General features: G+C 67.8%; 19 protein-coding genes. All 19 read left to right on the forward strand.

The window, feature by feature from the left end; genetic code table 11:
- The first annotated feature begins 74 nt into the window (after positions 1-74).
- The 19 genes from gcbA (at position 75) to urtD (ending at position 25,509) form a co-directional block, all read left to right on the forward strand.
- On the forward strand, positions 75-1,703 hold the full coding sequence (gene gcbA, locus LT948_RS07740) for a diguanylate cyclase GcbA (RefSeq protein WP_003106227.1): 1,629 nt from the start codon (positions 75-77) through the stop codon (positions 1,701-1,703).
- Between the two features lie 77 nt (positions 1,704-1,780).
- On the forward strand, positions 1,781-3,754 hold the full coding sequence (gene ctpL, locus LT948_RS07745; RefSeq protein ID WP_023092660.1) for a methyl-accepting chemotaxis protein CtpL: 1,974 nt from the start codon (positions 1,781-1,783) through the stop codon (positions 3,752-3,754).
- Between the two features lie 159 nt (positions 3,755-3,913).
- Positions 3,914-5,689, forward strand: coding sequence for a protein-disulfide reductase DsbD (locus LT948_RS07750; protein ID WP_023092661.1), 1,776 nt, complete (start codon positions 3,914-3,916; stop codon positions 5,687-5,689).
- A 143-nt stretch (positions 5,690-5,832) separates the two neighbouring features.
- Complete coding sequence (gene aroQ, locus LT948_RS07755) at positions 5,833-6,276, forward strand: type II 3-dehydroquinate dehydratase (protein WP_003095385.1); 444 nt, start codon at positions 5,833-5,835, stop codon at positions 6,274-6,276.
- 23 nt (positions 6,277-6,299) lie between these two features.
- The gene (gene accB, locus LT948_RS07760) at positions 6,300-6,770 is read left to right on the forward strand and encodes an acetyl-CoA carboxylase biotin carboxyl carrier protein (RefSeq protein WP_023092662.1); all 471 of its coding nucleotides are present in this window, start codon (positions 6,300-6,302) and stop codon (positions 6,768-6,770) included.
- 17 nt (positions 6,771-6,787) lie between these two features.
- Entirely contained in the window at positions 6,788-8,137 is a 1,350-nt protein-coding gene (gene accC / locus LT948_RS07765) for an acetyl-CoA carboxylase biotin carboxylase subunit (RefSeq protein ID WP_003095391.1), read from the forward strand.
- Positions 8,138-8,247: 110 nt separating this feature from the next.
- Positions 8,248-9,114 carry an EI24 domain-containing protein gene (locus tag LT948_RS07770; RefSeq protein ID WP_003112326.1) on the forward strand — a complete coding sequence of 289 codons (867 nt, stop codon included), beginning with the start codon at positions 8,248-8,250 and terminating at the stop codon, positions 9,112-9,114.
- An 80-nt stretch (positions 9,115-9,194) separates the two neighbouring features.
- Positions 9,195-10,079: a 50S ribosomal protein L11 methyltransferase gene (gene prmA, locus LT948_RS07775; protein WP_023092663.1), complete on the forward strand. Its 885-nt coding sequence runs from the start codon at positions 9,195-9,197 to the stop codon at positions 10,077-10,079.
- A 95-nt stretch (positions 10,080-10,174) separates the two neighbouring features.
- Positions 10,175-11,452, forward strand: a complete 1,278-nt coding sequence (locus LT948_RS07780) for a DUF3426 domain-containing protein (protein ID WP_023092664.1) — start codon at positions 10,175-10,177, stop codon at positions 11,450-11,452.
- Positions 11,453-11,655: 203 nt separating this feature from the next.
- A complete protein-coding gene (gene dusB, locus LT948_RS07785; protein WP_003111229.1) occupies positions 11,656-12,654 on the forward strand; it encodes a tRNA dihydrouridine synthase DusB in 999 nt (332 codons plus the stop codon).
- A complete protein-coding gene (fis, locus tag LT948_RS07790; protein ID WP_003121116.1) occupies positions 12,651-12,974 on the forward strand; it encodes a DNA-binding transcriptional regulator Fis in 324 nt (107 codons plus the stop codon). The genes dusB and fis overlap by 4 nt, the downstream gene beginning before the upstream one ends.
- Positions 12,975-13,053: 79 nt before the next feature.
- Positions 13,054-14,661, forward strand: coding sequence for a bifunctional phosphoribosylaminoimidazolecarboxamide formyltransferase/IMP cyclohydrolase (purH, locus tag LT948_RS07795; protein WP_003095406.1), 1,608 nt, complete (start codon positions 13,054-13,056; stop codon positions 14,659-14,661).
- A 103-nt stretch (positions 14,662-14,764) separates the two neighbouring features.
- A complete protein-coding gene (purD, locus tag LT948_RS07800) occupies positions 14,765-16,054 on the forward strand; it encodes a phosphoribosylamine--glycine ligase (RefSeq protein ID WP_023092666.1) in 1,290 nt (429 codons plus the stop codon).
- Positions 16,055-16,157: 103 nt separating this feature from the next.
- Positions 16,158-18,986, forward strand: a complete 2,829-nt coding sequence (retS, locus tag LT948_RS07805; protein WP_003111227.1) for a hybrid sensor histidine kinase/response regulator RetS — start codon at positions 16,158-16,160, stop codon at positions 18,984-18,986.
- Positions 18,987-19,547: 561 nt separating this feature from the next.
- Positions 19,548-20,141, forward strand: a complete 594-nt coding sequence (locus LT948_RS07810) for a MarC family protein (RefSeq protein WP_003095417.1) — start codon at positions 19,548-19,550, stop codon at positions 20,139-20,141.
- 424 nt (positions 20,142-20,565) lie between these two features.
- Entirely contained in the window at positions 20,566-21,831 is a 1,266-nt protein-coding gene (gene urtA / locus LT948_RS07815) for an urea ABC transporter substrate-binding protein (protein WP_003095422.1), read from the forward strand.
- Between the two features lie 158 nt (positions 21,832-21,989).
- Positions 21,990-23,579 (forward strand): urea ABC transporter permease subunit UrtB, encoded by a 1,590-nt coding sequence (gene urtB / locus LT948_RS07820; protein ID WP_009314317.1) that lies wholly within the window; start codon positions 21,990-21,992, stop codon positions 23,577-23,579.
- On the forward strand, positions 23,576-24,655 hold the full coding sequence (gene urtC / locus LT948_RS07825) for an urea ABC transporter permease subunit UrtC (RefSeq protein ID WP_003105139.1): 1,080 nt from the start codon (positions 23,576-23,578) through the stop codon (positions 24,653-24,655). Before urtB ends, urtC begins: the two co-directional genes overlap by 4 nt.
- Positions 24,652-25,509: an urea ABC transporter ATP-binding protein UrtD gene (urtD, locus tag LT948_RS07830; protein WP_003105136.1), complete on the forward strand. Its 858-nt coding sequence runs from the start codon at positions 24,652-24,654 to the stop codon at positions 25,507-25,509. The genes urtC and urtD overlap by 4 nt, the downstream gene beginning before the upstream one ends.
- Positions 25,510-25,557: the final 48 nt, after the last annotated feature.

Here is a 25,557-nt window from a genome sequence, read left to right on the forward strand (position 1 = left end):
ATGGCGATAGGTGATAGCATAGAGCCATCATTCGCAGCGACGCTCTGCCGCGAAGACCACGAAAGAAGCGCGTCATGATGACCGAGCACGATGACCCGACCCTGGACCGCCTGAAGCACCACTTCGCCCAGCGAGTGATCAACCAGGCGCGCCAGGTTCTGGAGGTCTGGCAACGCCTGACCCGCGCGGAGTGGAACAGCGACGGCATGGAAGAACTGGCCGACGCCACCCTGCGCCTGCAGCGCTACGCCGAACGCTTCGAGCAAGCCGAGCATGCCCAGCTGGCCGGTGCCATCGACCGTACCCTGGACGTCGTCGAGGCCAACCGCGGCCGGCTTTCCAGCGAGTCGATCAGCGAACTCAACCAGTTGATGCAGCGCCTGTCGCGCACCGGCCTGCGGCATGGCGACCAGCTCGAGCACACCGTCCTGCCGCCATTGCGCAAACCGGTCTACCTGGCACTGAAGGACCGCGAACGCGCCGAGCGCCTGGCCCAGCAACTGGAGTTCTTCGGTCTGCAGGCGCTGAGCTGCGAGACCGCCGACGCCTTCCGCGCCAGCATGCGCGAACGCTACCCGGCGGCGATCGTCATGGAAGTCGACTTCGCCGGCCCCGACATGGGCCTGCGACTGGCCAGCGAGGCCCAGGCCGGCCTCGAACACAAGCTGCCGGTGCTGTTCTTCAGCGACAGCGAGACCGACACCCCGACCCGCCTGGCCGCAGCCCGCGCCGGCGGCCAGGAATTCTTCACCGGCACCCTGGACGCCTCCAGCGTGCTGGAAAAGATCGAGACCCTCAGCCGCCTGAGCTTCTACGAACCCTACCGGGTACTGATCGTCGACGACTCCCGGGCCCAGGCGCTGCACACCGAGATGGTCCTCAACAGCGCCGGGATCATCACCCGCGCGCTCACCGAGCCGCTGTCGGTGATGGCTGAGCTGAGCGACTTCCAGCCCGACCTGATCATCCTCGACATGTACATGCCCGAGTGCCTGGGCACCGAGTTGGCCAAGGTGATCCGCCAGCACGAACGCCACGTCAGCGTGCCGATCATCTACCTGTCCGCCGAGGACGACCTGGACAAGCAGCTGGACGCCATGAGCGAAGGCGGCGACGACTTCCTCACCAAGCCGATCCGCCCGCGCCACCTGATCGCCACCGTGCGCACCCGCGCCAGCCGCGCGCGCAGCCTGAAGGCGCGGATGGTGCGCGACAGCCTGACCGGCCTGTACAACCACACCCATACCCTGCAACTGCTCGAGGACGCCCGCCTGCGCGCGCGTCGCGATGGCCGTCCGCTGAGCTTCGCGATGCTCGACATCGACCACTTCAAGCAGGTCAACGACCGTTTCGGCCACCCCATGGGCGACCGGGTGATCAAGGGCCTGGCGCTGTTTCTCAAGCAGCGCCTGCGCAAGACCGACCACATCGGCCGCTATGGCGGCGAGGAGTTCGCCGTGGTCCTTCCGGACACCGATCTGGACGCCGCGCGCCTGGTGCTCGACGAGATTCGCCAGCGCTTCGCCGAGATCCACTACCCGGCGCAACCGACCGACCTGCGCTGCACCTTCAGTTGCGGCATCGCCGAGCTGACCCCGGACCTCGATATCAAGAGCATGGCCAAGCAGGCCGACGAAGCGCTGTACCGGGCCAAGCACGGCGGACGCAACCGGATCGAGGTATATCGTCCCGACGCCCGGTAATGGCTCTTTGTCATCACCCGGTAACCAAACGGAAATAACCTGCGGTCTCGCCGCTCCGTAGTCGGACGAGACCCGCCATGCGCCTCAAGCAACTCACCAATCTCAACACCCTGCTCCTGCTCACCGTCTGCCTCGCCCTGGGAATCACCCTGTGGTGGTCGCAACGCGCCATGGAGCGCCCGTTCCAGTTGCTCGACCAGTACCTGGAGCTGTCGCAGCGCTTCGACGAACAGGTCGCGCGCAACGTCCGCCAGTACCTCGGCAGCGGCGACGCCGTGCGCCAGCAGGCCGCGCTGCAGGCCCTGGAAAGCCTCGCCGAGGCCTTGCCGGAGCTACCACCGGACCTCGCCCGGACCCTCGCGCCAAGCCTCGTGGAGTTGCACGAATTCAGCGCCGGCGACCTGCTCGCCGCCGGCAAGCTCGCCGGCGACCCGCAGGGCCTGCTGCTACAGGCCGAGCGCGACCTCGCCGGCAACCTGGAACAATGGTCCGCCTACCTGGACGCCGCGGCGGGGCAGCCCCAGTCCGGCGCCTACCGCACCCCGCTGCTGCTCGCCAGCCTGCACCTGACCCGCCTCAGCCTGGCCCGCGCCAAGCTGGTGGAAAGCGCCAACCCGGCCCTGGCCGGCGACGTCGAGCGCGAACTGGCCAACCTGCGCGAGCAGGCCGGGCGGATCGAGGCCTTGCCGCTGCTCGGCGTGCTCGACGAACAGCGCTCGGCCAGCGACGACTTCGCCGCCATGATGGGGCTGGCCGGCGACGCCGAGGCTGGCGCCGGCAATGCCGAAGACCGCGGCGTGGCGCTGCGGCGCGAACTCGCCAGCCTGCTGCAACGCTATCCGGACGAGTTGCGCCGCACCCGCGACCTGATCGAGCGTCGCCAGCAACTGTCCGCCGACACCGGCGCCAAACTGGACGCGGTGCGCCAGGCCCTGGCCACCCTGGAGCCGCAGGTGCGCGGCGAGCGCCAGCGTCTGCAAGGCCAGGTACGCCTGATCCAGGGTGGGATGATCGCCCTGATCCTGCTCATCGCCCTCGCCATCGACAGCCTGCAAAGGCGCCTGGCGCGGGTCCTCGGGCAACTGGTGCCGGCGCTCTCGGCCTGGGCCGACGGCGACTTCTCGCGCCCCATATCCCTGCGTACCCGCACCGAGGACCTGCGCAACCTGGAAGATTCGCTGAACCGCCTGCGCAGCTTCCTCGCCGAGCTGGTCGGCGCGATCCACCGCCGCGCCGAACAGGTCGCCGGCAGCAGCCAGACCCTGGCCGAGGTCAGCAGCGGCCTGCACGCCGGGGTCGAGCGCCAGGCCGGCGATACCGGGCAGATCCGCGACGCCCTCGGCGACATGGAAGCGGCGATCCAGCAGGTCGCCGGAGACGCCAGCCAGACCGCCGACGCCAGTCGCAGCGCAGGCCAGGCAGTGGAGCACGGCCAGCGGGTGATCGGCGAGAGCCTGGGCGGCCTGCGCGAGCTGGTCGACGAGGTGCAGGGCAACGCCCAGTCGATCGAGCGCCTGGCCGAGGAGTCGGCGACCATTGGCAGCGTGCTGACGGTGATCCGCTCGATCGCCGAACAGACCAACCTGCTCGCCCTCAATGCCGCCATCGAGGCCGCCCGCGCCGGCGACCAGGGCCGCGGCTTCGCCGTGGTCGCCGAGGAAGTCCGCTCGCTGGCCCAGCGCACCGCCGGCGCCACCGAGGAGATCCAGCAGCTCATCGGCCGCCTGCAACAGGCCGCGCGGCAATCGGTGGAGGCCATGCGCAGCCAGGTCGAGCATGCCGAACGCACCGCCGAACAGGCCGGCGCGGCGGAGGGCGCACTGGACGAAGTGGTCGCCGCGATCCATACCATCGGCGTGATGGCCGAACGCATCGCCGAAGGCTCGACCCAGCAGAGCCAGGCGGTCGGCGAGATTCGCTCGCACAGCGAACGTATCCACGCCCTGGGTGGGGAAAACCTGCGGCTGATCGGCCATAGCCGCGAACAGGGCGAGCAACTGCGGCAACTGGGCGGCGACCTGCGCACCACGGTGCAGGCCTTCCGCCTGTGACCCTGCGGCGACGTGCCGCAAGGCGCCAGAGGAACCGTCTGGCTTCGGACCGGTCGGATACCGCTCAGCGGAACCGGGGCAGGACCTGATCAGCCGCACGGGGCTCGATCGGGCCCGGCTTTCCGCTATCATTCCGGCTTTTGATCCGACGAGATATCCATGCGCCGCCTGCTGACCCTGATCCTCCTGCTGGTCGCCCTGCCCGCCGGCGCGGGCCTGTTCGACAGCCGTCCCGGCGCCTCCCTCGGCGGCGGCCTCGATGGCGGCGACTTCCTCAAGGTCGACCAGGCGTTCAAGCCCAGCGTCGAGCGCAGCGACGCGCAGCACGTGCTGCTGCGCTTCGTCAACGCCGAGGGCTACTACCTCTACCGCCACCGCTTCCAGTTCAAGGTCGAGCCAGCCCAGGTCAGCCTCGGCCAGGTGCAACTGCCGGCGGGCAAGCAGCACCACGACGAGTACTTCGGCGATACCGAGGTCTACTACAACATCGTCGACCTGGAGATTCCCCTGAACAACCCGGCCCGGCAGCCCTATACCCTGGTGGTGACCTACCAGGGCTGCGCCGACAAGGGCCTCTGCTACCCCCCGGAAACCAGGCGCTTCGACATCGACGGCGGTGCCGCGACGCCAGCCGCGAGCGACGCGGCCGGCAAGGGCCCGCTCGAGCACAAGGGCAAGCGCAGCCTGCTGTTCTTCTTCCTCGCCGGCCTGACCCTGACCTTCACCCCCTGCGTGCTGCCGATGCTGCCGATCCTCTCCGGAGTGGTCCTGCGCGGCCGGCCGGGCGGTGGTCGCGGCTTCGTCCTGTCGCTCGCCTACGTGCTGCCGATGGCGCTCTGCTTCGCCCTGCTCGGCGCGCTGATGGGCATGTTCGGCGCCAGCCTCAATCTCCAGGCGCAATTGCAGTCGCCCTGGGTACTGGTGCCATTCGCGGCGTTCTTCGCGCTGTTCGCCGTGGCCATGTTCGGCTTCTTCGAGCTGCGCCTGCCCGGCTTCATCCGCGAACCGCTCGACCGCCTGGCCGGCGATGCGCGCGGCGGCTCGATCCTCGGCGCGGCCACCCTCGGCGTGCTTTCCAGCCTGCTGGTCTCGCCCTGCGTCTCCGCCCCGCTGGCCGCCTCGCTGCTCTATATCAGCGCCAGCGGCGATGCCTGGGGGGGCGGCCTGCAACTGTTCGCCCTCGGCCTGGGCATGGGTACGCCGCTGGTGGTCTTCGGCGCCGGCGGCGGCGCCCTGCTGCCCAAGAGCGGAGCCTGGATGAACGGCGTGCGCAACGCCTTCGGCGTGCTGTTGCTGGCGGTCGCCGTGTGGCTGCTGGAGCGGGTGGTGTCCGGCCCGGTGGCGCTGATGCTCTGGGGCATGCTCGCCGGCGGCGCCGGCCTGGCCCTGGGCGCCCTCGAATTCACCCCGAAGAGCGCCGCACGCCGCCTGCTGCAACTGCTTGGCCTGATGTTCCTGACCTACGCGGTGGCCGCCTGGATCGGCGCCCTGCAGGGCGAGTCGGACCCGATCCATCCGCTGGGCCGCTCGGTGCCGTCGATCCACGCCGGGCCACCGAGCACGCCCGGCGAATGGCAGAACCTGACCACCCCGGCGCAGCTGGACGCCGCCCTGGCCGAGGCACGCCAGGCCGGCAAGCCGGTGCTGCTGGACTGGTATGCGGACTGGTGCATCAGTTGCAAGGTCATCGAGCGCCAGGTTCTCACCGATCCCACGGTGCAGGCACGACTGCCGGCCTACCGCCTGCTGCGCTTCGACATCACCGAAAGCAACCCGGCCCAGCGCGGCCTGCTGGACCGCTACAACCTGTTCGGTCCGCCGGCGATCCTGTTCTTCGCCCCGGGCGGTGACGAATGGAGCGACTTGCGCGTCATCGGAGAGATCGACGCCGCCGGGCTCGCCGAACGACTGCGCCGGGCCGCTACCCGGCAGTGACATGCGCTGACATACTTCTGCCGCAATTGCCGGTCAACATGCGGCGATCTACTGCAATCTAACAGTGACTGGACAGTCATACGGAAATTCCGGCATAGTGCCCGCTTGCCGTTTGCAGCCTGTACAGGACAATCAACAAGACAATGGCGACCCTCCTCGTATTGCACGGGCCGAATCTGAACCTGCTGGGCACCCGCGAGCCCGGCACCTACGGTTCGACCACCCTCGGGCAGATCAACCAGGACCTCGAGCGCCGCGCCCGCGAAGCCGGCCACCACCTGCTGCATCTGCAAAGCAACGCCGAATACGAACTGATCGACCGGATCCATGCCGCGCGCGACGAAGGCGTGGACTTCATCATCATCAATCCGGCGGCATTCACCCATACCAGCGTCGCGTTACGTGACGCGCTGCTTGCGGTGAGCATCCCATTCATCGAAGTGCACCTGTCGAACGTGCACAAACGTGAACCTTTCCGGCATCACTCCTACTTCTCCGACGTGGCGGTAGGGGTGATCTGCGGTCTCGGCGCCACAGGCTACCGCCTGGCCCTGGAATCCGCCCTTGAACAACTTCAACGCCCCTGACCTCACTGGGAGTGCTAGCGCTAATGGACATTCGTAAAGTCAAGAAACTGATCGAGCTGCTGGAAGAGTCCGGTATCGACGAGCTGGAAATCCGCGAAGGCGAAGAGTCGGTACGCATCAGCCGCCACAGCAAGACCGCCGCCCAGCCGGTGTACGCACAGGCTCCGGCCTTCGCCGCTCCGGTCGCCGCGCCGGCGCCGGCAGCCGCCGCTCCGGCCGCCGCTGCCGCGGAAAGCGCCCCGGCCGCTCCGAAGCTGAACGGCAACGTGGTTCGCTCGCCGATGGTCGGCACCTTCTACCGCGCCGCCTCGCCGACCTCGGCCAACTTCGTCGAAGTCGGCCAGAGCGTGAAGAAAGGCGACATCCTGTGCATCGTCGAAGCCATGAAGATGATGAACCACATCGAAGCCGAAATTAGCGGCACCATCGAGTCGATCCTGGTGGAGAACGGCCAGCCGGTTGAGTTCGACCAGCCGCTGTTCACCATCGTCTAAGCCGCGGGGAACCTGCGATGTTGGAAAAAGTGCTGATCGCCAACCGCGGCGAAATCGCCTTGCGCATCCTTCGCGCATGCAAGGAGCTGGGGATCAAGACGGTGGCGGTACACTCCACCGCCGACCGCGAGTTGATGCACCTGTCGCTCGCCGACGAATCGGTGTGCATCGGTCCGGCCCCGGCCACCCAGTCGTACCTGCAGATCCCGGCGATCATCGCCGCGGCCGAGGTCACCGGCGCCACCGCGATCCACCCCGGCTACGGCTTCCTCGCCGAGAACGCCGACTTCGCCGAGCAGATCGAACGCTCCGGCTTCACCTTCGTCGGCCCGACCGCCGAGGTGATCCGCCTGATGGGCGACAAGGTCTCGGCCAAGGACGCCATGAAGCGCGCCGGCGTCCCCACCGTGCCGGGCTCCGACGGCCCGCTGCCGGAAGATGAAGAGACCGCCCTGGCGATCGCCCGCGAGGTCGGCTACCCGGTGATCATCAAGGCCGCCGGCGGCGGCGGTGGGCGCGGCATGCGCGTGGTCTACGACGAATCCGAGCTGATCAAGTCGGCCAAGCTGACCCGCACCGAGGCCGGCGCGGCGTTCGGCAACCCGATGGTCTACCTGGAGAAGTTCCTGACCAACCCGCGCCACGTGGAAGTCCAGGTGCTTTCCGACGGCCAGGGCAACGCCATCCACCTCGGCGACCGCGACTGCTCCCTGCAGCGCCGCCACCAGAAGGTGATCGAAGAGGCGCCGGCCCCCGGCATCGACGAGAAGGCCCGCCAGGAAGTCTTCGCCCGCTGCGTCCAGGCCTGCATCGAGATCGGCTACCGCGGCGCCGGCACCTTCGAGTTCCTCTACGAGAACGGCCGCTTCTACTTCATCGAGATGAACACTCGCGTGCAGGTGGAGCACCCGGTATCGGAGATGGTCACCGGTGTCGACATCGTCAAGGAGATGCTGCGCATCGCCTCCGGCGAGAAGCTCTCGATCCGCCAGGAGGACGTGGTCATCCGCGGCCATGCGCTGGAATGCCGGATCAACGCCGAAGACCCGAAGACCTTCATGCCCAGCCCGGGCAAGGTCAAGCACTTCCACGCCCCCGGCGGCAACGGCGTGCGCGTCGACTCGCACCTCTACAGCGGCTACAGCGTACCGCCGAACTACGACTCGCTGGTCGGCAAGGTCATCACCTACGGTGCCGACCGCGACGAGGCGCTGGCGCGGATGCGCAATGCCCTGGACGAGTTGATCGTCGACGGTATCAAGACCAATACCGAACTGCACAAGGACCTGGTGCGCGACGCCGCCTTCTGCAAGGGCGGGGTGAACATCCACTACCTGGAGAAGAAACTGGGTATGGACAAGCACTGATCCGTCAGTCGCTGCGCACAAGGGCTGCCTCCGGGCGGCCCTTGTCGTTTCCGCCTGCCGGCCGCCCCAACGGTGCTATCCTCGTCGCCCCTCCACCACCGGACTCCTGCATGGAACGCATCCGCCGCTGGTACCGCCAATCGCTGGCCGCCGCGACCGAGGCCGCGACCTGCTTCGCCCTGGGTTTCAGGGAAAGCCTGCAACCCGCCGCACTCTTCCGCTCCGCGAGCCTGTGCATTCTCGTCAGCGTGCTGTGCACCTGGCTGTTCGTGCATTTCTTCGAACCGATCATCCGCCTCTGCGGCTGGGCCGCGCTGTACACGGCATTCAGCGTGGCCAACTTCGCCCTGATCCCCAGCGGCTCGCTGATCGAGGCCGGCAGCGGTGGCCCGTACTTCGATCCGCTGGCGGCCTTCAACGGCCTGGCGGGACTGGCGCAACTGGCGTTCTATTTCGTCGGCTATGCCGCGCTGTTCTTTGTCGCCCTGTACGCCGCCAGCATCGTCTTCGGCATCCGCCTGGGCCTACGCATCGGCCTGCTCGGACAACTGAAGGAACAGGTCCGCCAACGCTACCCGCGACTGGCACCTGCCTCCGGCGAAAGGATCTCGCTGTGGCGTGCCGCCGGCTTCCGCCTGGCACCCTGGCTGGGCGTTTCCGGATCGATCCTGGTCGGCCTGCTGGTTCCGCTCTACAACGGTGTACTCCTGCTGCTGGCGCTGGCCTACCTGAACATCCGCTTCCTGCTGCCCGCCACGCTGGCCGGGCTGGCCGATGCCGGCGAGCAGCTCGCCGTGCTTCGTGCTCGCCGCGGCAGCCTGTTGCTGTTCGGCCTGCTGATACTGCTTCTGGCGCTGGTGCCGCTGCTCAACCTGCTGCTGCCGGCGGTGCTCGGCGGCGGTACCTGCCACCTGGCCAATCGCGGCCTGGCGCAACTGCGCGGCGAGGCCACGGCAGAGAGTGGCAGCGCCGGCTAGCCTCAAGTAAGCTTGCGCGGTGGAAAACGGGTCGCCCCTGGGCGGCCCGTTTCGTTTACAGCCGCAACAGAGGTCGCCCCATGCCCTGGTTACAAGTTCGCCTGGCCATCACCCCGGAACAGGCCGAAACCTACGAAGACGCCCTGCTCGAAGTCGGCGCCGTCTCCGTGACCTTCATGGACGCCGAAGACCAGCCGATCTTCGAGCCGGACCTCGGCACCACCCCGCTGTGGTCGCGCACCCACCTGCTGGCGCTGTTCGAAGCGGACATCGACGAGACCGCCCTGCTCGCCCACCTCGCCTTGCTTACCGGCGGCGACCTGCCCGAGCACCATGTCGAGGAAATCGCCGACCAGGATTGGGAGCGCAGCTGGATGGACAACTTCCAGCCGATGCGTTTCGGCCGCCGCCTGTGGATCGTGCCGAGCTGGCACGCCGCCCCCGAGCCGGACGCGGTCAACCTGCTGCTCGATCCGGGCCTGGCCTTCGGCACCGGCACCCACCCGACCACCGCGCTGTGCCTGGAATGGCTCGACGGCCAGGAACTGGCCGGCCGGCAGGTGCTCGACTTCGGCTGCGGCTCGGGAATCCTCGCCATCGCCGCGCTGCTGCTCGGCGCCGAACGGGCGGTCGGCACCGACATCGATCCACAGGCCCTGGAAGCCTCGCGCGACAATGCCTCGCGCAACGGTATCGAGACCGCGCGGTTCCCGGTCTACCTGCCGGCGGAGCTGCCGCAGCGACAGGCCGACGTGCTGGTCGCCAATATCCTCGCCGGCCCGCTGGTTTCCCTCGCCCCGCAACTGACCGGCCTGGTACGTCCCGGCGGCCTGCTGGCGCTGTCCGGCATCCTCGCCGAGCAGGCCGAGGAGGTCCGCGCGGCCTACTCCGCACACTTCGATCTCGACCCGACCGCCGAGCGCGAAGGCTGGATCCGCATCAGCGGCCGCCGCCGCGCCGATTGATGGCGCACCGCCAGCCACCACTGATCCCGCCCCACTGCCTTCGTGCAAGAAGCTTGGGGTAGACTAGCCGCCGGATTTTTCCTACGGATCGCCGCATGAGCGAAAGCGTCATCACCCAATGTCCCCATTGCAGCACCAGTTTCCGCGTCAACGACGCGCAACTGGGCGCCGCCAATGGCGCGGTCCGCTGCGGCACCTGCCTGAAAGTCTTCAACGCCCTGCAACACCAGGTCGGTGGCGCGCCGCGCGCGAACGCTCCTTCGGCAGCCGAAGCGAAGCCGGCCGCCGCTCCGCCACCCGCGCCCAGCGTCGCGGCCGCCACCTCGGCCGCGCCCCCGGCAGCGCGCCCGCGCGACGAAACCCTGTGGATCCATGACGACCTCGACCTGGACAGCCTCAACCTCGACGAGGAACTGGCCAAGCTCGACGAATTCGAGCTGAACCAGGAGTTCTCCAGCATCGAGAAGGCCCCGCGACCGGCGGAGAGCCTGCTGGCGCGCCGCGACGACGAACGCGATCCACACGACGAACGCTGGGCCGAGGCGCTGATCGCCGATGCCGAACCGGCCCAGCCGGCGCGCGGCAACCCGCGCCAGGAACCGAGCCTCGGCGAACCGCTGGCGGAAGAGCGGGTATCCTTCGTGCCGCTGCGCCGCGCCGAGGATCCGCCGGAACTTCGCCTCAGCCTCGATGAGGACGATGACGACGAGCCCAGCCTCGGCAAGCGCCGCCACGGACTGAGCGCCCTGGATGAAGACGACGAGGAAAGCGCCGAGGAACAGTCCGTCGCGCCCCTGGGCAGCGCCCGCAAGCCGGACGAGGCGCCGGTCGAGAGTCTCGACCAGTTGCGCGACGAGCCGCTGCAACTGGCCTGGGAGAAGCCCCGGCGCCAATGGCCGCGGCGTCTCGGCTGGCTGCTGCTGATCCTGCTGGCGCTGGGCGGTCTCGCCGCTCAGTACGTCGCCTACCATTTCGACGAGCTGGCGCGCCAGGACGCCTATCGCCCCTGGTTCGCCCAGCTCTGCCCGGAAATCGGCTGCACCCTTCCCTCCAAGGTCGACGTGGAGCAGATCAGGAGCAGCAACCTGGTGGTCCGCAGCCATCCCGAATTCAGCGGCGCGCTGGTGGTCGACGCGATCATCTACAACCGCGCCAGCTTCTCGCAGCCGTTCCCGCTGCTGGAACTGCGCTTCGCCGACCTCAACGGCCACCTCATCGCCAATCGCCGCTTCAAGCCCGGCGAGTACCTCGGCGGCGAGCTGGCCGGACGAACGGAAATGCCACCGCAGGTACCGATCCACGTGTCGCTGGACATCCTCGACCCGGGTCCGAAGGCGGTGAACTACAGCCTGAGCTTCCATTCCCCGGAGTGACCGGAAAGACCTCGCCGGTCGCCGCCGGGCCGCTACGCCCACCCGCTCGCGCGGAGCGCCAGGCGCAAGTGCCGCTCGTCTTCCAACTGTAAGAACTAAGGAATCGGCTGTTCAGAATTTATCCAAAACAGCCTTTATCCGGTCATCCAGAGCGGGTATCATGCCCTCCCTTTTTTCGCAGCACCGCAAGACAGGGAAGCCCCATGTCGGTGGTACGCATCGGCCCATATACACTGCCCAACAGACTGATCCTCGCGCCGATGGCCGGGGTGACCGATCGTCCGTTCCGTCAGCTTTGCCGTCGCCTTGGCGCCGGGATGGTGGTATCGGAGATGGTGACCAGCGACGTCCGCCTGTGGAACAGCCGCAAGTCGCGCCTGCGCCTGATCCACGATGGCGAGGACGAGCCGCGCTCGGTGCAGATCGCCGGCGGCGATCCGGCCATGCTGGCCGAGGCCGCGCAGCGCAATGTGGAACTCGGTGCGCAGATCATCGACATCAACATGGGCTGCCCGGCGAAGAAGGTATGCAACAAGGCAGCGGGGTCCGCCCTGCTGCGGGACGAGGCGCTGGTCGCCGAGATCCTCGATGCCGTGGTCAGGGCGGTCGACGTACCGGTCACCCTGAAGATCCGGACCGGCTGGGACCGGGACAACCGTAACGGCGTCAGCGTCGCGAGGCTCGCCGAACAGGCGGGGATCCAGGCTCTTGCGGTACATGGCCGGACCCGCGCCGACCTGTACACCGGGGAGGCGGAGTACGAGACCATCGCGGCGATCAAGCAGGCCGTGTCGATACCGGTGTTCGCCAATGGCGACATCGATTCGCCGGAGAAGGCCAGGAAAGTCATCGAGCAGACCGGGGTGGATGCCCTGCTGATCGGTCGGGCCGCCCAGGGAAGACCGTGGATTTTCCGCGAGATCGACCATTACCTGCGGACCGGCGAGCACCTGCCGGCGGCGCCGCTTCCCGAAGTGCAGAGCATCCTGCTCGAACACCTCGCGGAGCTGCACCTTTTTTATGGGGAAGAAATGGGTGTGCGGATCGCCCGCAAGCATGTGGGGTGGTATCTCGCGACTCTGCCGGGCGCAAGGGAATTCCGCGCCCAGTTCAATCGTTTGCAGGACACGGATGCGCAGTGCGCCAGCGTCAGGCAGTTCTTCGCCGAGCGCCAGAATAACGGAACAGGGGTGGCCGCATGACAACGATGACGACCGAGACTTTAGTGAGTGGAACAACGCCCGTGAGCGACAACGCCAACCTGAAACAGCACCTCACCACGCCGACGCAAGAAGGGCAGACCCTGCGCGACAGCGTGGAGAAGGCATTGCACAACTACTTCGCCCACCTCGAAGGGCAGCCGGTCACGGACGTTTACAACATGGTGCTCTGCGAAGTCGAAGCGCCGCTGCTGGAAACCGTCATGAACCACGTCAAGGGGAACCAGACCAAGGCCTCCGAGCTGCTCGGCCTGAACCGCGGGACCCTGCGCAAGAAACTCAAGCAATACGACCTTCTTTAAGAGCGGCGGCGGGCTCCGGCCAAGGGCGCGCGTCCCGGCCGGCACCCGCGGCCGGAAGCCAGCCCTCAGGACCCTTGCAATGACCGACCAAACCACCCGCCTGCCCATCCGCCGCGCGCTGATCAGCGTTTCCGACAAGACCGGCGTCGTCGACTTCGCCCGTGAGCTGGTCGCCCTCGGCGTGGAAATCCTTTCCACCGGCGGCACCTACAAGCTGCTCCGGGACAACGGCATCTCTGCCGTGGAAGTGGCCGACTACACCGGCTTCCCGGAAATGATGGACGGTCGGGTGAAGACCCTGCACCCGAAGGTGCATGGCGGTATCCTCGGTCGCCGCGACCTGGACGGCGCGGTCATGGAGCAGCACGGCATCAAGCCGATCGACCTGGTGGCGGTCAACCTGTATCCCTTCGAGGCCACGGTGGCCAGGCCCGACTGCGACCTGCCTACCGCCATCGAGAACATCGACATCGGCGGGCCGACCATGGTCCGTTCGGCGGCGAAGAACCACAAGGATGTCGCCATCGTGGTCAATGCCGGCGACTACGCCGCCGTGATCGAATCCCTCAAGGCCGGCGGCCTGACCTACGCCCAGCGTTTCGACCTGGCCCTCAAGGCGTTCGAGCACACCTCCGCCTACGACGGCATGATCGCCAACTACCTGGGTACCATCGACCAGACCCGCGACACCCTCGGCACCGCCGACCGCGGCGCCTTCCCGCGCACCTTCAACAGCCAGTTCGTCAAGGCCCAGGAAATGCGCTACGGCGAGAACCCGCACCAGAGCGCGGCGTTCTACGTCGAGGCGAAGAAGGGCGAGGCCAGCGTCTCCACCGCCATCCAGTTGCAAGGCAAGGAGTTGTCGTTCAACAACGTCGCCGACACCGACGCCGCCCTGGAATGCGTGAAGAGCTTCCTCAAGCCGGCCTGCGTGATCGTCAAGCATGCCAACCCCTGCGGCGTCGCCGTGGTGCCGGAAGACGAAGGCGGCATCCGCAAGGCCTACGACCTGGCCTACGCCACCGATAGCGAATCGGCGTTCGGCGGCATCATCGCCTTCAACCGCGAGCTGGACGGCGAAACCGCCAAGGCCATCGTCGAGCGCCAGTTCGTCGAGGTGATCATCGCGCCGAAGATTTCCGCCGCCGCCCGCGAGGTGGTCGCCGCCAAGGCCAACGTACGCCTGCTCGAATGCGGCGAATGGCCAGCCGAGCGCGCCCCGGGCTGGGACTTCAAGCGGGTCAACGGCGGCCTGCTGGTACAGAGCCGCGACATCGGCATGATCAAGGCCGAGGACCTGAAGATCGTCACTCGCCGCGCGCCCACCGAGCAGGAGATCCACGACCTGATCTTCGCCTGGAAGGTGGCCAAGTTCGTCAAGTCCAACGCCATCGTCTACGCCAGGAACCGCCAGACCGTCGGCGTCGGCGCCGGCCAGATGAGCCGGGTCAACTCCGCACGGATCGCCGCGATCAAGGCCGAGCACGCTGGCCTGGAAGTGAAAGGCGCGGTGATGGCTTCCGACGCCTTCTTCCCGTTCCGCGACGGCATCGACAACGCGGCCAAGGCCGGCATCACCGCGGTGATCCAGCCGGGCGGCTCGATGCGCGACAGCGAAGTGATCGCGGCGGCCGACGAGGCGGATATCGCGATGGTGTTCACTGGCATGCGCCATTTCCGCCATTGAGTATCACGGCGGCTGAGCGCGATGCGGTCAGCCGCCCTACCCACGAATTTCACGCAGGGCGGATAACGCGGCGCGTTACCCGCCGTTGCGCCAGGAGAACCCCATGAACGTACTCATCATCGGCAGCGGCGGTCGTGAACATGCCCTGGCCTGGAAAGTCGCCCAGGACCCGCGCGTGGCGAAGGTCTTCGTCGCCCCGGGCAACGCCGGCACCGCCACCGAAGCCAAGTGCGAGAACGTCGCCATCGACGTGCTGGCCCTGGAGCAACTGGCCGACTTCGCCGCGAAGAACGTCCAGTTGACCATCGTCGGTCCCGAGGCGCCGCTGGTGGCAGGCGTGGTCGACCTGTTCCGTGAGCGCGGCCTGGATATCTTCGGCCCGACCGCCGGCGCCGCCCAGCTGGAAGGCTCGAAGGCCTTCACCAAGGACTTCCTCGCCCGCCACCGGATCCCCACCGCCGCCTATCGCAACTTCACCGAGGTCGAGTCGGCCCTGGCCTACCTGCGCGAGCAGGGCGCACCCATCGTCATCAAGGCCGATGGCCTGGCCGCGGGCAAGGGCGTGATCGTCGCCATGAACCTGGACGAAGCCGAAGCCGCCGTGCGCGACATGCTCGCCGGCAATGCCTTCGGCGACGCCGGCTCGCGCGTGGTGATCGAGGAGTTCCTCGATGGCGAGGAGGCCAGCTTCATCGTCATGGTCGACGGCCAGAACGTGCTGCCGATGGCCACCAGCCAGGACCACAAGCGCGTCGGCGATGGCGACAGCGGGCCGAACACCGGCGGCATGGGCGCCTACTCGCCGGCCCCGGTGGTCACCGCCGAGGTCCACCAGCGGGTGCTGGACGAAGTGATCTACCCGACGGTGCGCGGCATGGCCGAGGAAGGCAACGTCTATACCGGCTTCCTCTATGCCGGCCTGATGATCGACAAGAGCGGCGCGCCCAAGGTCATCGAATTCAACTGCCGCTTCGGCGATCCGGAAACCCAGCCGATCATGGTCCGCCTGGAGTCATCCCTGGTCCTGCTGGTCGAGGCCGCCCTGGCCAAGGCGCTGGACAAGGTCGAGGCGACCTGGGACCCGCGTCCGACCGTTGGCGTGGTGCTGGCCGCCGGCGGCTATCCGGGCGACTACGCCAAGGGCGAGGTCATCGAAGGCCTGGCCGAGGCCGCCGCGCTGGACGGCAAGGTGTTCCACGCCGGCACCGCGCTGAAGGATGGCCAGGTGGTCACCTCCGGAGGCCGCGTTCTCTGCGCCACCGCCATCGGCGAGAGCGTATCCGCCGCCCAGCAACAGGCCTATCGCCTGGCCGAGAAGATCCGCTGGAACGGCTGCTTCTACCGCAAGGACATCGGCTACCGTGCCATCGCCCGCGAGCGCGGCGAGTCCTGACCGGGCCCGAGGCCGCGGGCGCCGCACGGCGCTTCCGCGGCCTATGCCGTTGCCACGGCCACTTGGCTATAATCCGGCCATTCACCTTCGAAGGGACTTCGCCGTGGTACGGCTTCGGATCGCCATAGGACTACTCGTCAGCTTCCTGCTGCTTCTGCTCGGTCCGATGTCGCCGGCGGTCGCGGACGACGCCGGCGTTTCCAGCGTTCCCCTGCAAACCACCGCCACTACTCCCAGCGCCAACCAGAACTGGCGCCTGCTGCGCGACGAGAGCGCGCAACTGCGGATCGCCGACGTCCTCCAGCGCAAGGAGCAGTTCCGCCCGCTGGCCAAGCGCTCCTTCATCTTCCCCGCCAGCCCCCAGGCGGTCTGGCTGCAGGTCCAGCTTCCCGCGCAGAAGGTGCCGAGCTGGCTGTGGATCTTCGCCCCGCGGGTGCAGTATCTGGACTACTACCTGGTGCAGGACGGCCAACTGGTGCGGGACCAGCACACCGGCGAGTCGCGACCGTTCCAGGAGCGCCCGCTGCCCTCGCGCTCCTACCTGTTCTCGCTGCCGGTCGACGGCAAGCCGATGACCCTGTACGTGCGGATGACCTCCAACCATCCGCTGATGGCCTGGTTCGACCAGATCGACGAAGCCGGCCTGGTCGGCCTGGAGAAGCCCGCCTACGCCTTCGGCATGCTGCTCGGCGGCATGCTCCTGCTGCTGATGTACAACCTGATCCGCTTCGCCTACTCGCGCAGCGCCAGCAGCCTGTGGCTGGCGGCGGTGCACGCGGCGCTGGCGGTCTGCGCCGCGGCGAACCTGGGGCTGGTGGCGTTCTGGCTGCCGGGACTCAAGTTCAACCAGTCGCTGACCGCCGACCTCGGCGCCCTCGGCGCCGCGGTGAGCCTGCTGTGGTTCGCCTGCAGCTTCTTCCGCGGCACTGCGGAAAGCCGCCTGAACCGCCTCCTGCAAGGCGAGGCGCTGTTGATCCTGGCGGTCGGCGCGATCATCGCCTTCACCCAGCAACTCTGGTTCAGCTGGCTGATCTACCTGCTGGTGATCCTCAGTTCGCTCAGCGTCCCGCTGGTCGCGGCCTGGCACTGGTATCGCGGCTACCAGCCGGCGCGCCTGATCGTTGCCGGGATGATCGTGTTCAACGCCGGCTTCATGGTGTTCCTGCCGGTACTGTTCGGCACCAAGCAACTCGATCCGGGCTGGCTGGTGCTCGGCGTGTTCAGCTTCGCCACCCTCGCCGGGCTGGTCCTGAGCGTCTCGCTCACCGAACGCCAGCGGCTGATCCAGCAGCTCAACCTGCAACAGCGCACCAGCGAGGCGGCGCACACCGCGGAATTGCAGACCAAGGCCGAGTTCCTGGCCAAGATCAGCCACGAGATCCGCACGCCCATGAACGGCGTGCTGGGGATGACCGAACTGCTCCTCGGCACCCCGTTGTCGGCGAAGCAGCGCGACTACGTGCAGACCATCCACAGCGCCGGCAACGAGCTGCTCACGCTGATCAACGAGATCCTCGACATCTCCAAGCTGGAGTCCGGGCAGATCGAGCTGGACGAAGTGCAGTTCGACCTCAACGCGCTGATCGAGGACTGCCTGGATATCTTCCGGGTCAAGGCCGAGCAGCAGCGCATCGAGCTGATCAGCTTCACCCAGCCGCAGGTGCCGCGGGTCATCGGCGGCGATCCGACGCGCCTGCGCCAGGTGGTCCTGAGCCTGCTGGACAACGCGTTCAAGCAGACCGAGGAAGGCGAGATCCTGCTGGTGGTGGCCCTCGACGACCAGGGCGAGACGCCACGCCTGCGCATCGCCGTGCAGGACAGCGGCCACCCGTTCGACGCCAAGGAGCGCGAGGCGCTGCTCACCGCCGAGCTGCACAGCGGCGACTTCCTTTCCGCCAGCAAGCTCGGCAGCCACCTCGGCCTGATCATCGCCCGCCAACTGGTGCGGCTGATGGGCGGGGAGTTCGGCATCCAGTCCGGCAGCAGCCAGGGCACCACCCTGTCGCTGACCCTGCCGCTCGACCCGCAGCAGTTGGAGAACCCCACCGCCGACCTCGACGGCCCGCTGCAGGGCGCCCGGCTGCTGGTGGTGGACGACAACGAAACCTGCCGCAAGGTGCTGGTGCAGCAGTGCAGCGGCTGGGGCCTGAACGTCAGCGCGGTGTCGTCCGGCAAGGAGGCGCTGGCCCAGTTGCGCACCAAGGCGCACCTGCGCGAGTACTTCGACGTGGTCCTGCTCGACCAGGACATGCCCGGCATGACCGGCATGCAACTGGCGGCGAAGATCAAGGAAGACCCCAACCTCAACCACGACATCCTGCTGATCATGCTCACCGGGATCAGCAACGCGCCGAGCAAGATCATCGCCCGCAACGCCGGGATCAAGCGCATCCTGGCCAAGCCGGTGGCCGGCTACACGCTGAAGGCGACCCTCGCCGACGAACTCGCCCAGCGCGGCGTCAGCGGCGTCACCAACTACCTGCAACCGGCCAAGGAAGCGCAGGCGCCGAGCCTGCCGAGCGATTTCCGGATCCTCGTCGCCGAGGACAACAGCATCTCCACCAAGGTCATCCGCGGCATGTTGAACAAGCTCAACCTGCAGCCGGACACCGCCAGCAACGGCCAGGAGGCGCTCAGCGCGATGAAGGCGACCCAGTACGACCTGGTGCTGATGGACTGCGAGATGCCGGTGCTCGACGGCTTCTCCGCCACCGAACAGCTACGCGCCTGGGAAGCCCACGAACAGCGCCCGCATACCCCGGTGGTGGCGCTCACCGCGCACATCCTCAGCGAGCACAAGGAACGCGCGCGGCTGGTCGGCATGGACGGGCACATGGCCAAGCCGGTGGAGCTGTCGCAATTGCGCGAGCTGATCGCCTACTGGGTCGGCGAACGCGACCGCCGCCGCCAGGGCGACGCCCTGCCCTCCTGAGGGCAGCGACGTTCTCCGGCGCAGCACCCGGCCTCCGCCACGGCGGATAACCGCACGCGGTTATTCGCCCTACGCCCCGGTGGCCCCGGCTCCCGTAGGGCGCATAGCGCCAACGGCGTTATCCGCCGACACCGCCACTTCCGCCACGGCGGATAACCGCACGCGGTTATTCGCCCTACGCCCCGGTGGCCCCGGCTCCCGTAGGGCGCATAGCGCCAACGGCGTTATCCGCCGACACCGCCACTTCCGCCACGGCGGATAACCGCACGCGGTTATTCGCCCTACGCCCCGGTGGCCCCGGCCCCCGTAGGGCGCATAGCGCCAACGGCGTTATCCGCCGACACCGCCACTTCCGCCACGGCGGATAACCGCACGCGGTTATTCGCCCTACGCCCCGGTGGTCCCGGCTCCCTTAGGGCGCATGACGCCAACGGCGTTATCCGCCGACATCCGGCCTCGTTGTCACATGCCACGCGAACCGGCATATTGCCAACCCGCCGGACATCGCACCGGCCCGTCGCACGCTATGCTCATGCCCACCCCCGGACCGGAAGCGCCTCCATGCATTTGCTGTTCAGCGTCTACCTGAAGATGCTGGTGCTCTATAGCCCCTTCTTCGTGCTGTCCTGCTTCATCAGCCTCAGCCGCGGCTTCGGCCCGCGCGACCGCAAGCGCATGGCCTGGCGGGTGGCCCTGGCGGCGCTGATCGCCAGCGTCGCGCTGTACCTGTTCGGCCGCTACATCTTCATCCTCTTCGGTATCACCGCCGACGCCTTCCGCATCGGCGCCGGCAGCGTGCTGTTCATCTCCGCGCTGGGCATGGCCCAGGGCCGCGCGGCGGTGCAGAGCGACAACGTGCAGCAGGACGTGACCATCGTCCCGCTGACCATTCCTCTCACCGTCGGCCCCGGCACCATCGGCGCGCTGCTGGTGATGGGCGTCGGCCAGGGCTGGGAGGCCAAGCTGATCTCCCTGGTGGCGATCTTCCTCGCCTGCCTGACCCTCGGCACCACGCTCTATCTTTCCGACCGCATCGAACGCCTGCTTGGCGACCAGGGCCTGCAGATCGTCAGTCGCCTGATGGGTCTGTTCGTCTGCGCGCTGGCGGCGCAGATCATCGTCACCGGCCTGAAGGGTTCGCTGTTCCCAGGCTGAGCGCACCAGCCTGAGGCGGACACCCTGGATGCCGCGCCCTGACGCACCGCAGTGGTGCCCGGGCGAAGCGGCGGCGCTCCCATGGACGCGCCGCCGGCGGTAGGGAGGGAGGTCAGCGCGACGCCTCCCCATCCGGAGCCCACGACCCCTTCTCCGTCGATATCCGGCGAAAACCCGTTGAAAACGCCGCCTTCACCGGCATAGCCAGGCCTGCTCGGCATGCTTCCCCGGCGACTCGCGGCGCCTTTTCGCCGACCGATACCGGCCAGCGCCAAGAAGAGGCACAGCCTTTGCTCTGAAGCCTCGACGAAGAGATCCAGGCCGCAGTGCGCACCCCGCCGTCCACCGGACGGATGCCCGACGACAAGCACGACGCCTCCTGAAAACTGCCGCCCCGACCGCTGGTGAATGGAGAACAACACCAATGAAACGTCGCAGTCTGCTCAAGGCCTTCACGCTGTCCGCGTCCATCGCTTCCATGGGCCTGTCCTGGTCCATCCAGGCCGCCGAAACCATCAAGGTCGGCATCCTTCACTCGCTGTCCGGGACCATGGCGATCTCCGAGACCTCGCTGAAGGACATGGCCCTGATGACCATCGACGAGATCAACGCCAAGGGCGGGGTCAACGGCAGGAAGCTGGAGGCGGTGGTGGTCGATCCCGCGTCAAACTGGCCGCTGTTCGCGGAAAAGGCCCGCCAGTTGCTGACCCAGGACAAGGTCGCGGTGGTCTTCGGTTGCTGGACCTCGGTGTCGCGCAAATCGGTGTTGCCGGTATTCGAGGAACTCAACGGATTGCTGTTCTACCCGGTCCAGTACGAGGGCGAGGAACTCTCGCCAAACGTCTTCTATACCGGCGCGGCGCCGAACCAGCAGGCGATCCCGGCGGTGGAGTACCTGATGAGCGAGGACGGCGGCGGTGCCAGGCGCTTCTTCCTGCTCGGCACCGACTATGTCTACCCGCGCACCACCAACAAGATCCTGCGCGCCTTCCTGCACAGCAAGGGCGTGGACGACAAGGACATCCAGGAGGTCTACACGCCGTTCGGCCACAGCGACTACCAGACCATCGTCGCCGACATCAAGAAGTTCGCCGCAGGCGGCAAGACCGCGGTGGTCTCCACCGTCAATGGCGACTCCAACGTGCCCTTCTACAAGGAACTGGCCAACCAGGGCCTGGAAGCCACCGAGGTGCCGGTGGTGGCCTTCTCCGTAGGCGAGGAAGAACTGCGCGGCATCGACACCAAGCCGCTGGTCGGCAACCTCGCGGCATGGAACTACTTCGAGTCGGTGAGCAATCCGGTCAACGAGAAGTTCGTCGCCGACTGGAAAGCCTACGCCAAGGCGAAGAACCTGCCGAACTACGCCACCGCGGTGACCAACGACCCCATGGAAGCCACCTACGTCGGCATCCACATGTGGGCGCAGGCCGTGGAAAAGGCCGGCAGCACCGAGGTCGACAAGGTTCGCGAGGCGATGGCCGGACAAAGCTTCAAGGCGCCATCCGGCTACACGCTGGTCATGGACAAGAGCAACCACCACCTGCACAAGCCGGTGATGATCGGCGAGATCCAAGACGACGGCCAGTTCGAAGTGGTCTGGAAGACCCCCGAACCGCTTCGCGCGCAACCCTGGAGCCCGTTCATCCCGGGCAACGAGAAGAAGCCGGAGCATGCGCTGAAGAGCAACTGAGTTCTGCCGTGAAGAACCCTGCCCCCCTGACCAGGCGTTCCCCTGAACGGAACGGGAACGCCCCGGTCGCGCGCCGAACGGCCCCCTCGCCCTTCAGGGAGAGGGCGGGGGAGAGGGGCAACGACCGGCCACACCGCACGTCGCCCAGGAACCCCAGCATGCCCCTTGCCCTCCTCACCCGCCCGCTCCAGGCCTGTGTCCTGGTCCTGGCCGCCCTTCTCGCGGTGGCGGCCCACGCCGGACCGGCGCAGGACTTCGCCGCTGCCGACAACGGCGGTCGCGCCCACCTGCTCGAACACTGGGCGGCGACGCCCGACGCCGGTCGCCTGGCCTTTCTCGAAGCGCTGCGCCACAACCGCATTGCGCTGGACAGCCGCCAGCAGCCATTCCTCCTCGGCGCCGACCAGCGTTTCCAGGCCGCCGAAGGCGACGCCCTGCCGGACGGCGAGCCGAAGCCGCTGCGCCTGAACAATCGCCTGCGCGGCCTGCTCAACACCGCCCTGGCCAGCCACCAGTTGGTGGCCAACGAAGTGCCGCTGCGGCTGGCCGCCGCGCAGCAGTTGCAGAAGACCGCCAAGGCCGCGCAACGGCCGCTGCTCGAAGCGCGCCTGCGGATCGAGAGCGACGCTGGCGTGAAGGAAGCCCTCGGCCTGGCCCTGGCCAACCTGCAACTCGGCGATCCCGACCCGGCGCTACGCCTTTCCGCCGTGCGCCTGCTCGGCGAGTCCGGCGATCCGCTGGCGCGAACCCGCCTGGAGAACCTGCTCGACCCGGCGGTGGAACCGGAGGAAGGCGTGCGCATCGCCGCCGCCACCAGCCTGGCCCAGGTCAAGCGCCGGCTGCTGGTCGGCGACCTGCTCGGCCAGGCCTTCAGCGGCCTGTCGCTGGGCTCGATCCTGCTGCTCGCGGCGCTCGGCCTGGCGATCACCTACGGCCTGCTCGGGGTGATCAACATGGCCCACGGCGAAATGCTCATGCTCGGCGCCTACTCCACCTACGTGGTGCAACTGCTGTTCCAGCGCCTGGCGCCGGAATGGCTGGCGCTCTACCCGTTGCTGGCGCTACCGGTGGCGTTCTGCGTCAGCGCCGCCATCGGCATGGCCCTGGAGCGCACGGTGATCCGCCATCTCTACGGCCGGCCGCTGGAAACCCTGCTCGCCACCTGGGGCATCAGCCTGGTGCTGATCCAACTGGTGCGGATGCTGTTCGGCGCACAGAACGTCGAGGTAGCCAACCCGGCCTGGCTGTCCGGCGGCATCCAGGTGCTGCCGAACCTGGTGCTGCCGTGGAACCGCATCGTCATCATCGGCTTCGCCCTGTTCGTGCTGCTCCTCACCTGGCTGCTGCTGAACCGCACGCGGCTCGGCCTGAACGTCCGCGCGGTGACCCAGAACCGCAACATGGCGGCCTGCTGCGGGGTGCCCACAGGGCGCGTGGACATGCTCGCCTTCGGTCTCGGCTCGGGCATCGCCGGGCTCGGCGGGGTAGCCCTGTCGCAGGTCGGCAACGTCGGCCCGGACCTCGGCCAGGGCTACATCATCGACTCCTTCCTGGTGGTGGTGCTCGGCGGCGTCGGCCAGCTCGCCGGCAGCGTCCTCGCCGCCTTCGGCCTCGGCGTGGCGAACAAGATCCTCGAACCGCAGATCGGCGCGGTGCTGGGCAAGATTCTGATCCTCGCGCTGATCGTCCTGTTCATCCAGAAACGCCCGCAGGGACTGTTCGCCCTGAAAGGGAGGGTCATCGATTGAACCAGCCACTCACCGTCACCCTCGCCCGCCGGGCCGGCGGCCGCGTCACCGCTATCGCGCTCGGCGCAGCCTTCGCCACGCTGCTGGCCATGCCGCTGCTGCACCTGCTGCCGGCGGACAGCGCGCTGCACCTCTCGGCCTACAGCCTGACCCTGACCGGCAAGATCCTCTGCTACGCCATCGTCGCCCTCGCCCTCGACCTGGTCTGGGGCTACGCCGGCCTGCTGTCCCTCGGCCACGGGCTGTTCTTCGCCCTCGGCGGCTACGCCATGGGCATGTACCTGATGCGCCAGGCCTCCGGCGACAGCCTGCCGGCGTTCATGACCTTCCTTTCCTGGAACGAATTGCCCTGGTACTGGGCCGGCACCCAGCACTTCCTCTGGGCGCTGTGCCTGGTGGTGCTGGTGCCCGGCGCGCTGGCCTTCGCCTTCGGCTACTTCGCCTTCCGCTCGCGAATCCGCGGCGTGTACTTCTCGATCATGACCCAGGCCCTGACCTTCGCCGGCATGCTGCTGTTCTTCCGCAACGAGACCGGTTTCGGCGGCAACAACGGCTTCACCGACTTCCGCAGCATTCTCGGCTTCCCGATCACCGCGCCGGGCACCCGCGCCGCCCTGTTCCTCGCCACCGTCGCGCTGCTCGCGGCCAGCCTGCTGCTCGGCTGGCGCCTGGCGCGGAGCAAGTTCGGCCGGGTCCTCACCGCGCTGCGCGACGCCGAGAACCGCCTGATGTTCTGCGGCTACGACCCGCGCGGCTACAAACTCTTCGTCTGGACCCTGAGCGCGGTGCTCTGCGGCCTCGCCGGCGCGCTGTTCGTGCCGCAGGTGGGGATCATCAACCCCAGCGAGATGTCGCCGACCAACTCCATCGAAGCCGCCGTCTGGGTCGCCCTCGGCGGACGCGGCACCCTGCTCGGCCCGCTGCTCGGCGCCGGCGTGGTGAACGGCGCGAAGAGCTGGTTCACCGTGGCCTTCCCGGAATACTGGCTGTTCTTCCTCGGCGCGCTGTTCATCGTCGTCACCCTGTACCTGCCGCGCGGCCTGCTCGGCCTGCTGCGCAAGGAGAAGGAGCAATGAGGACCACCCCGCACCTGATGCTCGAACCGGCCTTCCACCCCGGCCTCGATACCGCCGGCAGCGGCCGCGACGCCATCGGCCTGGGCGCCGCCACCAGCGGCCGGCTGGACGCGCGCCACGGCACCATCCTCAGCCTGGAAGACATCAACGTCAGCTTCGACGGCTTCAAGGCCCTGCGCGACCTGACCCTGTACATCGGCGTCGGCGAATTGCGCTGCATCATCGGCCCCAACGGCGCCGGCAAGACCACCCTGATGGACGTGATCACCGGCAAGACCCGCCCGCAGAGCGGTACCGCGTATTTCGGCGACACCCTCGACCTGACCCGCATGAGCGAGGTGCAGATCGCCCAGGCCGGGATCGGCCGCAAGTTCCAGAAGCCCACGGTGTTCGAGGCCCTGAGCGTGTTCGAGAACCTCGAACTGGCGCAGAGGGCCGACAAGTCGGTGTGGGCCAGCCTGCGCGCGCGGCTCGACGGCACGCAGAGGGAACGCATCGAGGAGGTGCTCGCCACCATCCGCCTGCTGGAGTCGCGGCAGCGTCCGGCGGGTTTGCTGTCCCACGGCCAGAAGCAGTTCCTCGAGATCGGCATGCTGCTGGTGCAGGAACCGCAGTTGCTGCTGCTCGACGAGCCGGTGGCGGGCATGACCGATGCCGAGACCGAATTCACCGCCGAGCTGTTCAAGTCCCTGGCGCGCAAGCACTCGCTGATGGTGGTGGAGCACGACATGGGTTTCGTCGGCAGCATCGCCGACCATGTCACCGTGCTGCACCAGGGCCACGTGCTGGCCGAAGGCTCGCTGGCGGAGGTACAGGCCGACGAACAGGTGATCGAGGTCTACCTCGGTCGCTGACGCCAGCCATCCGCTCGGCGGGTAGCGCCTGCCAAGTGGCGCCCGTCG

This window comes from Pseudomonas sp. CP-1 (assembly GCF_021213715.1).
Taxonomy (GTDB): Bacteria; Pseudomonadota; Gammaproteobacteria; order Pseudomonadales; family Pseudomonadaceae; genus Pseudomonas; species Pseudomonas aeruginosa.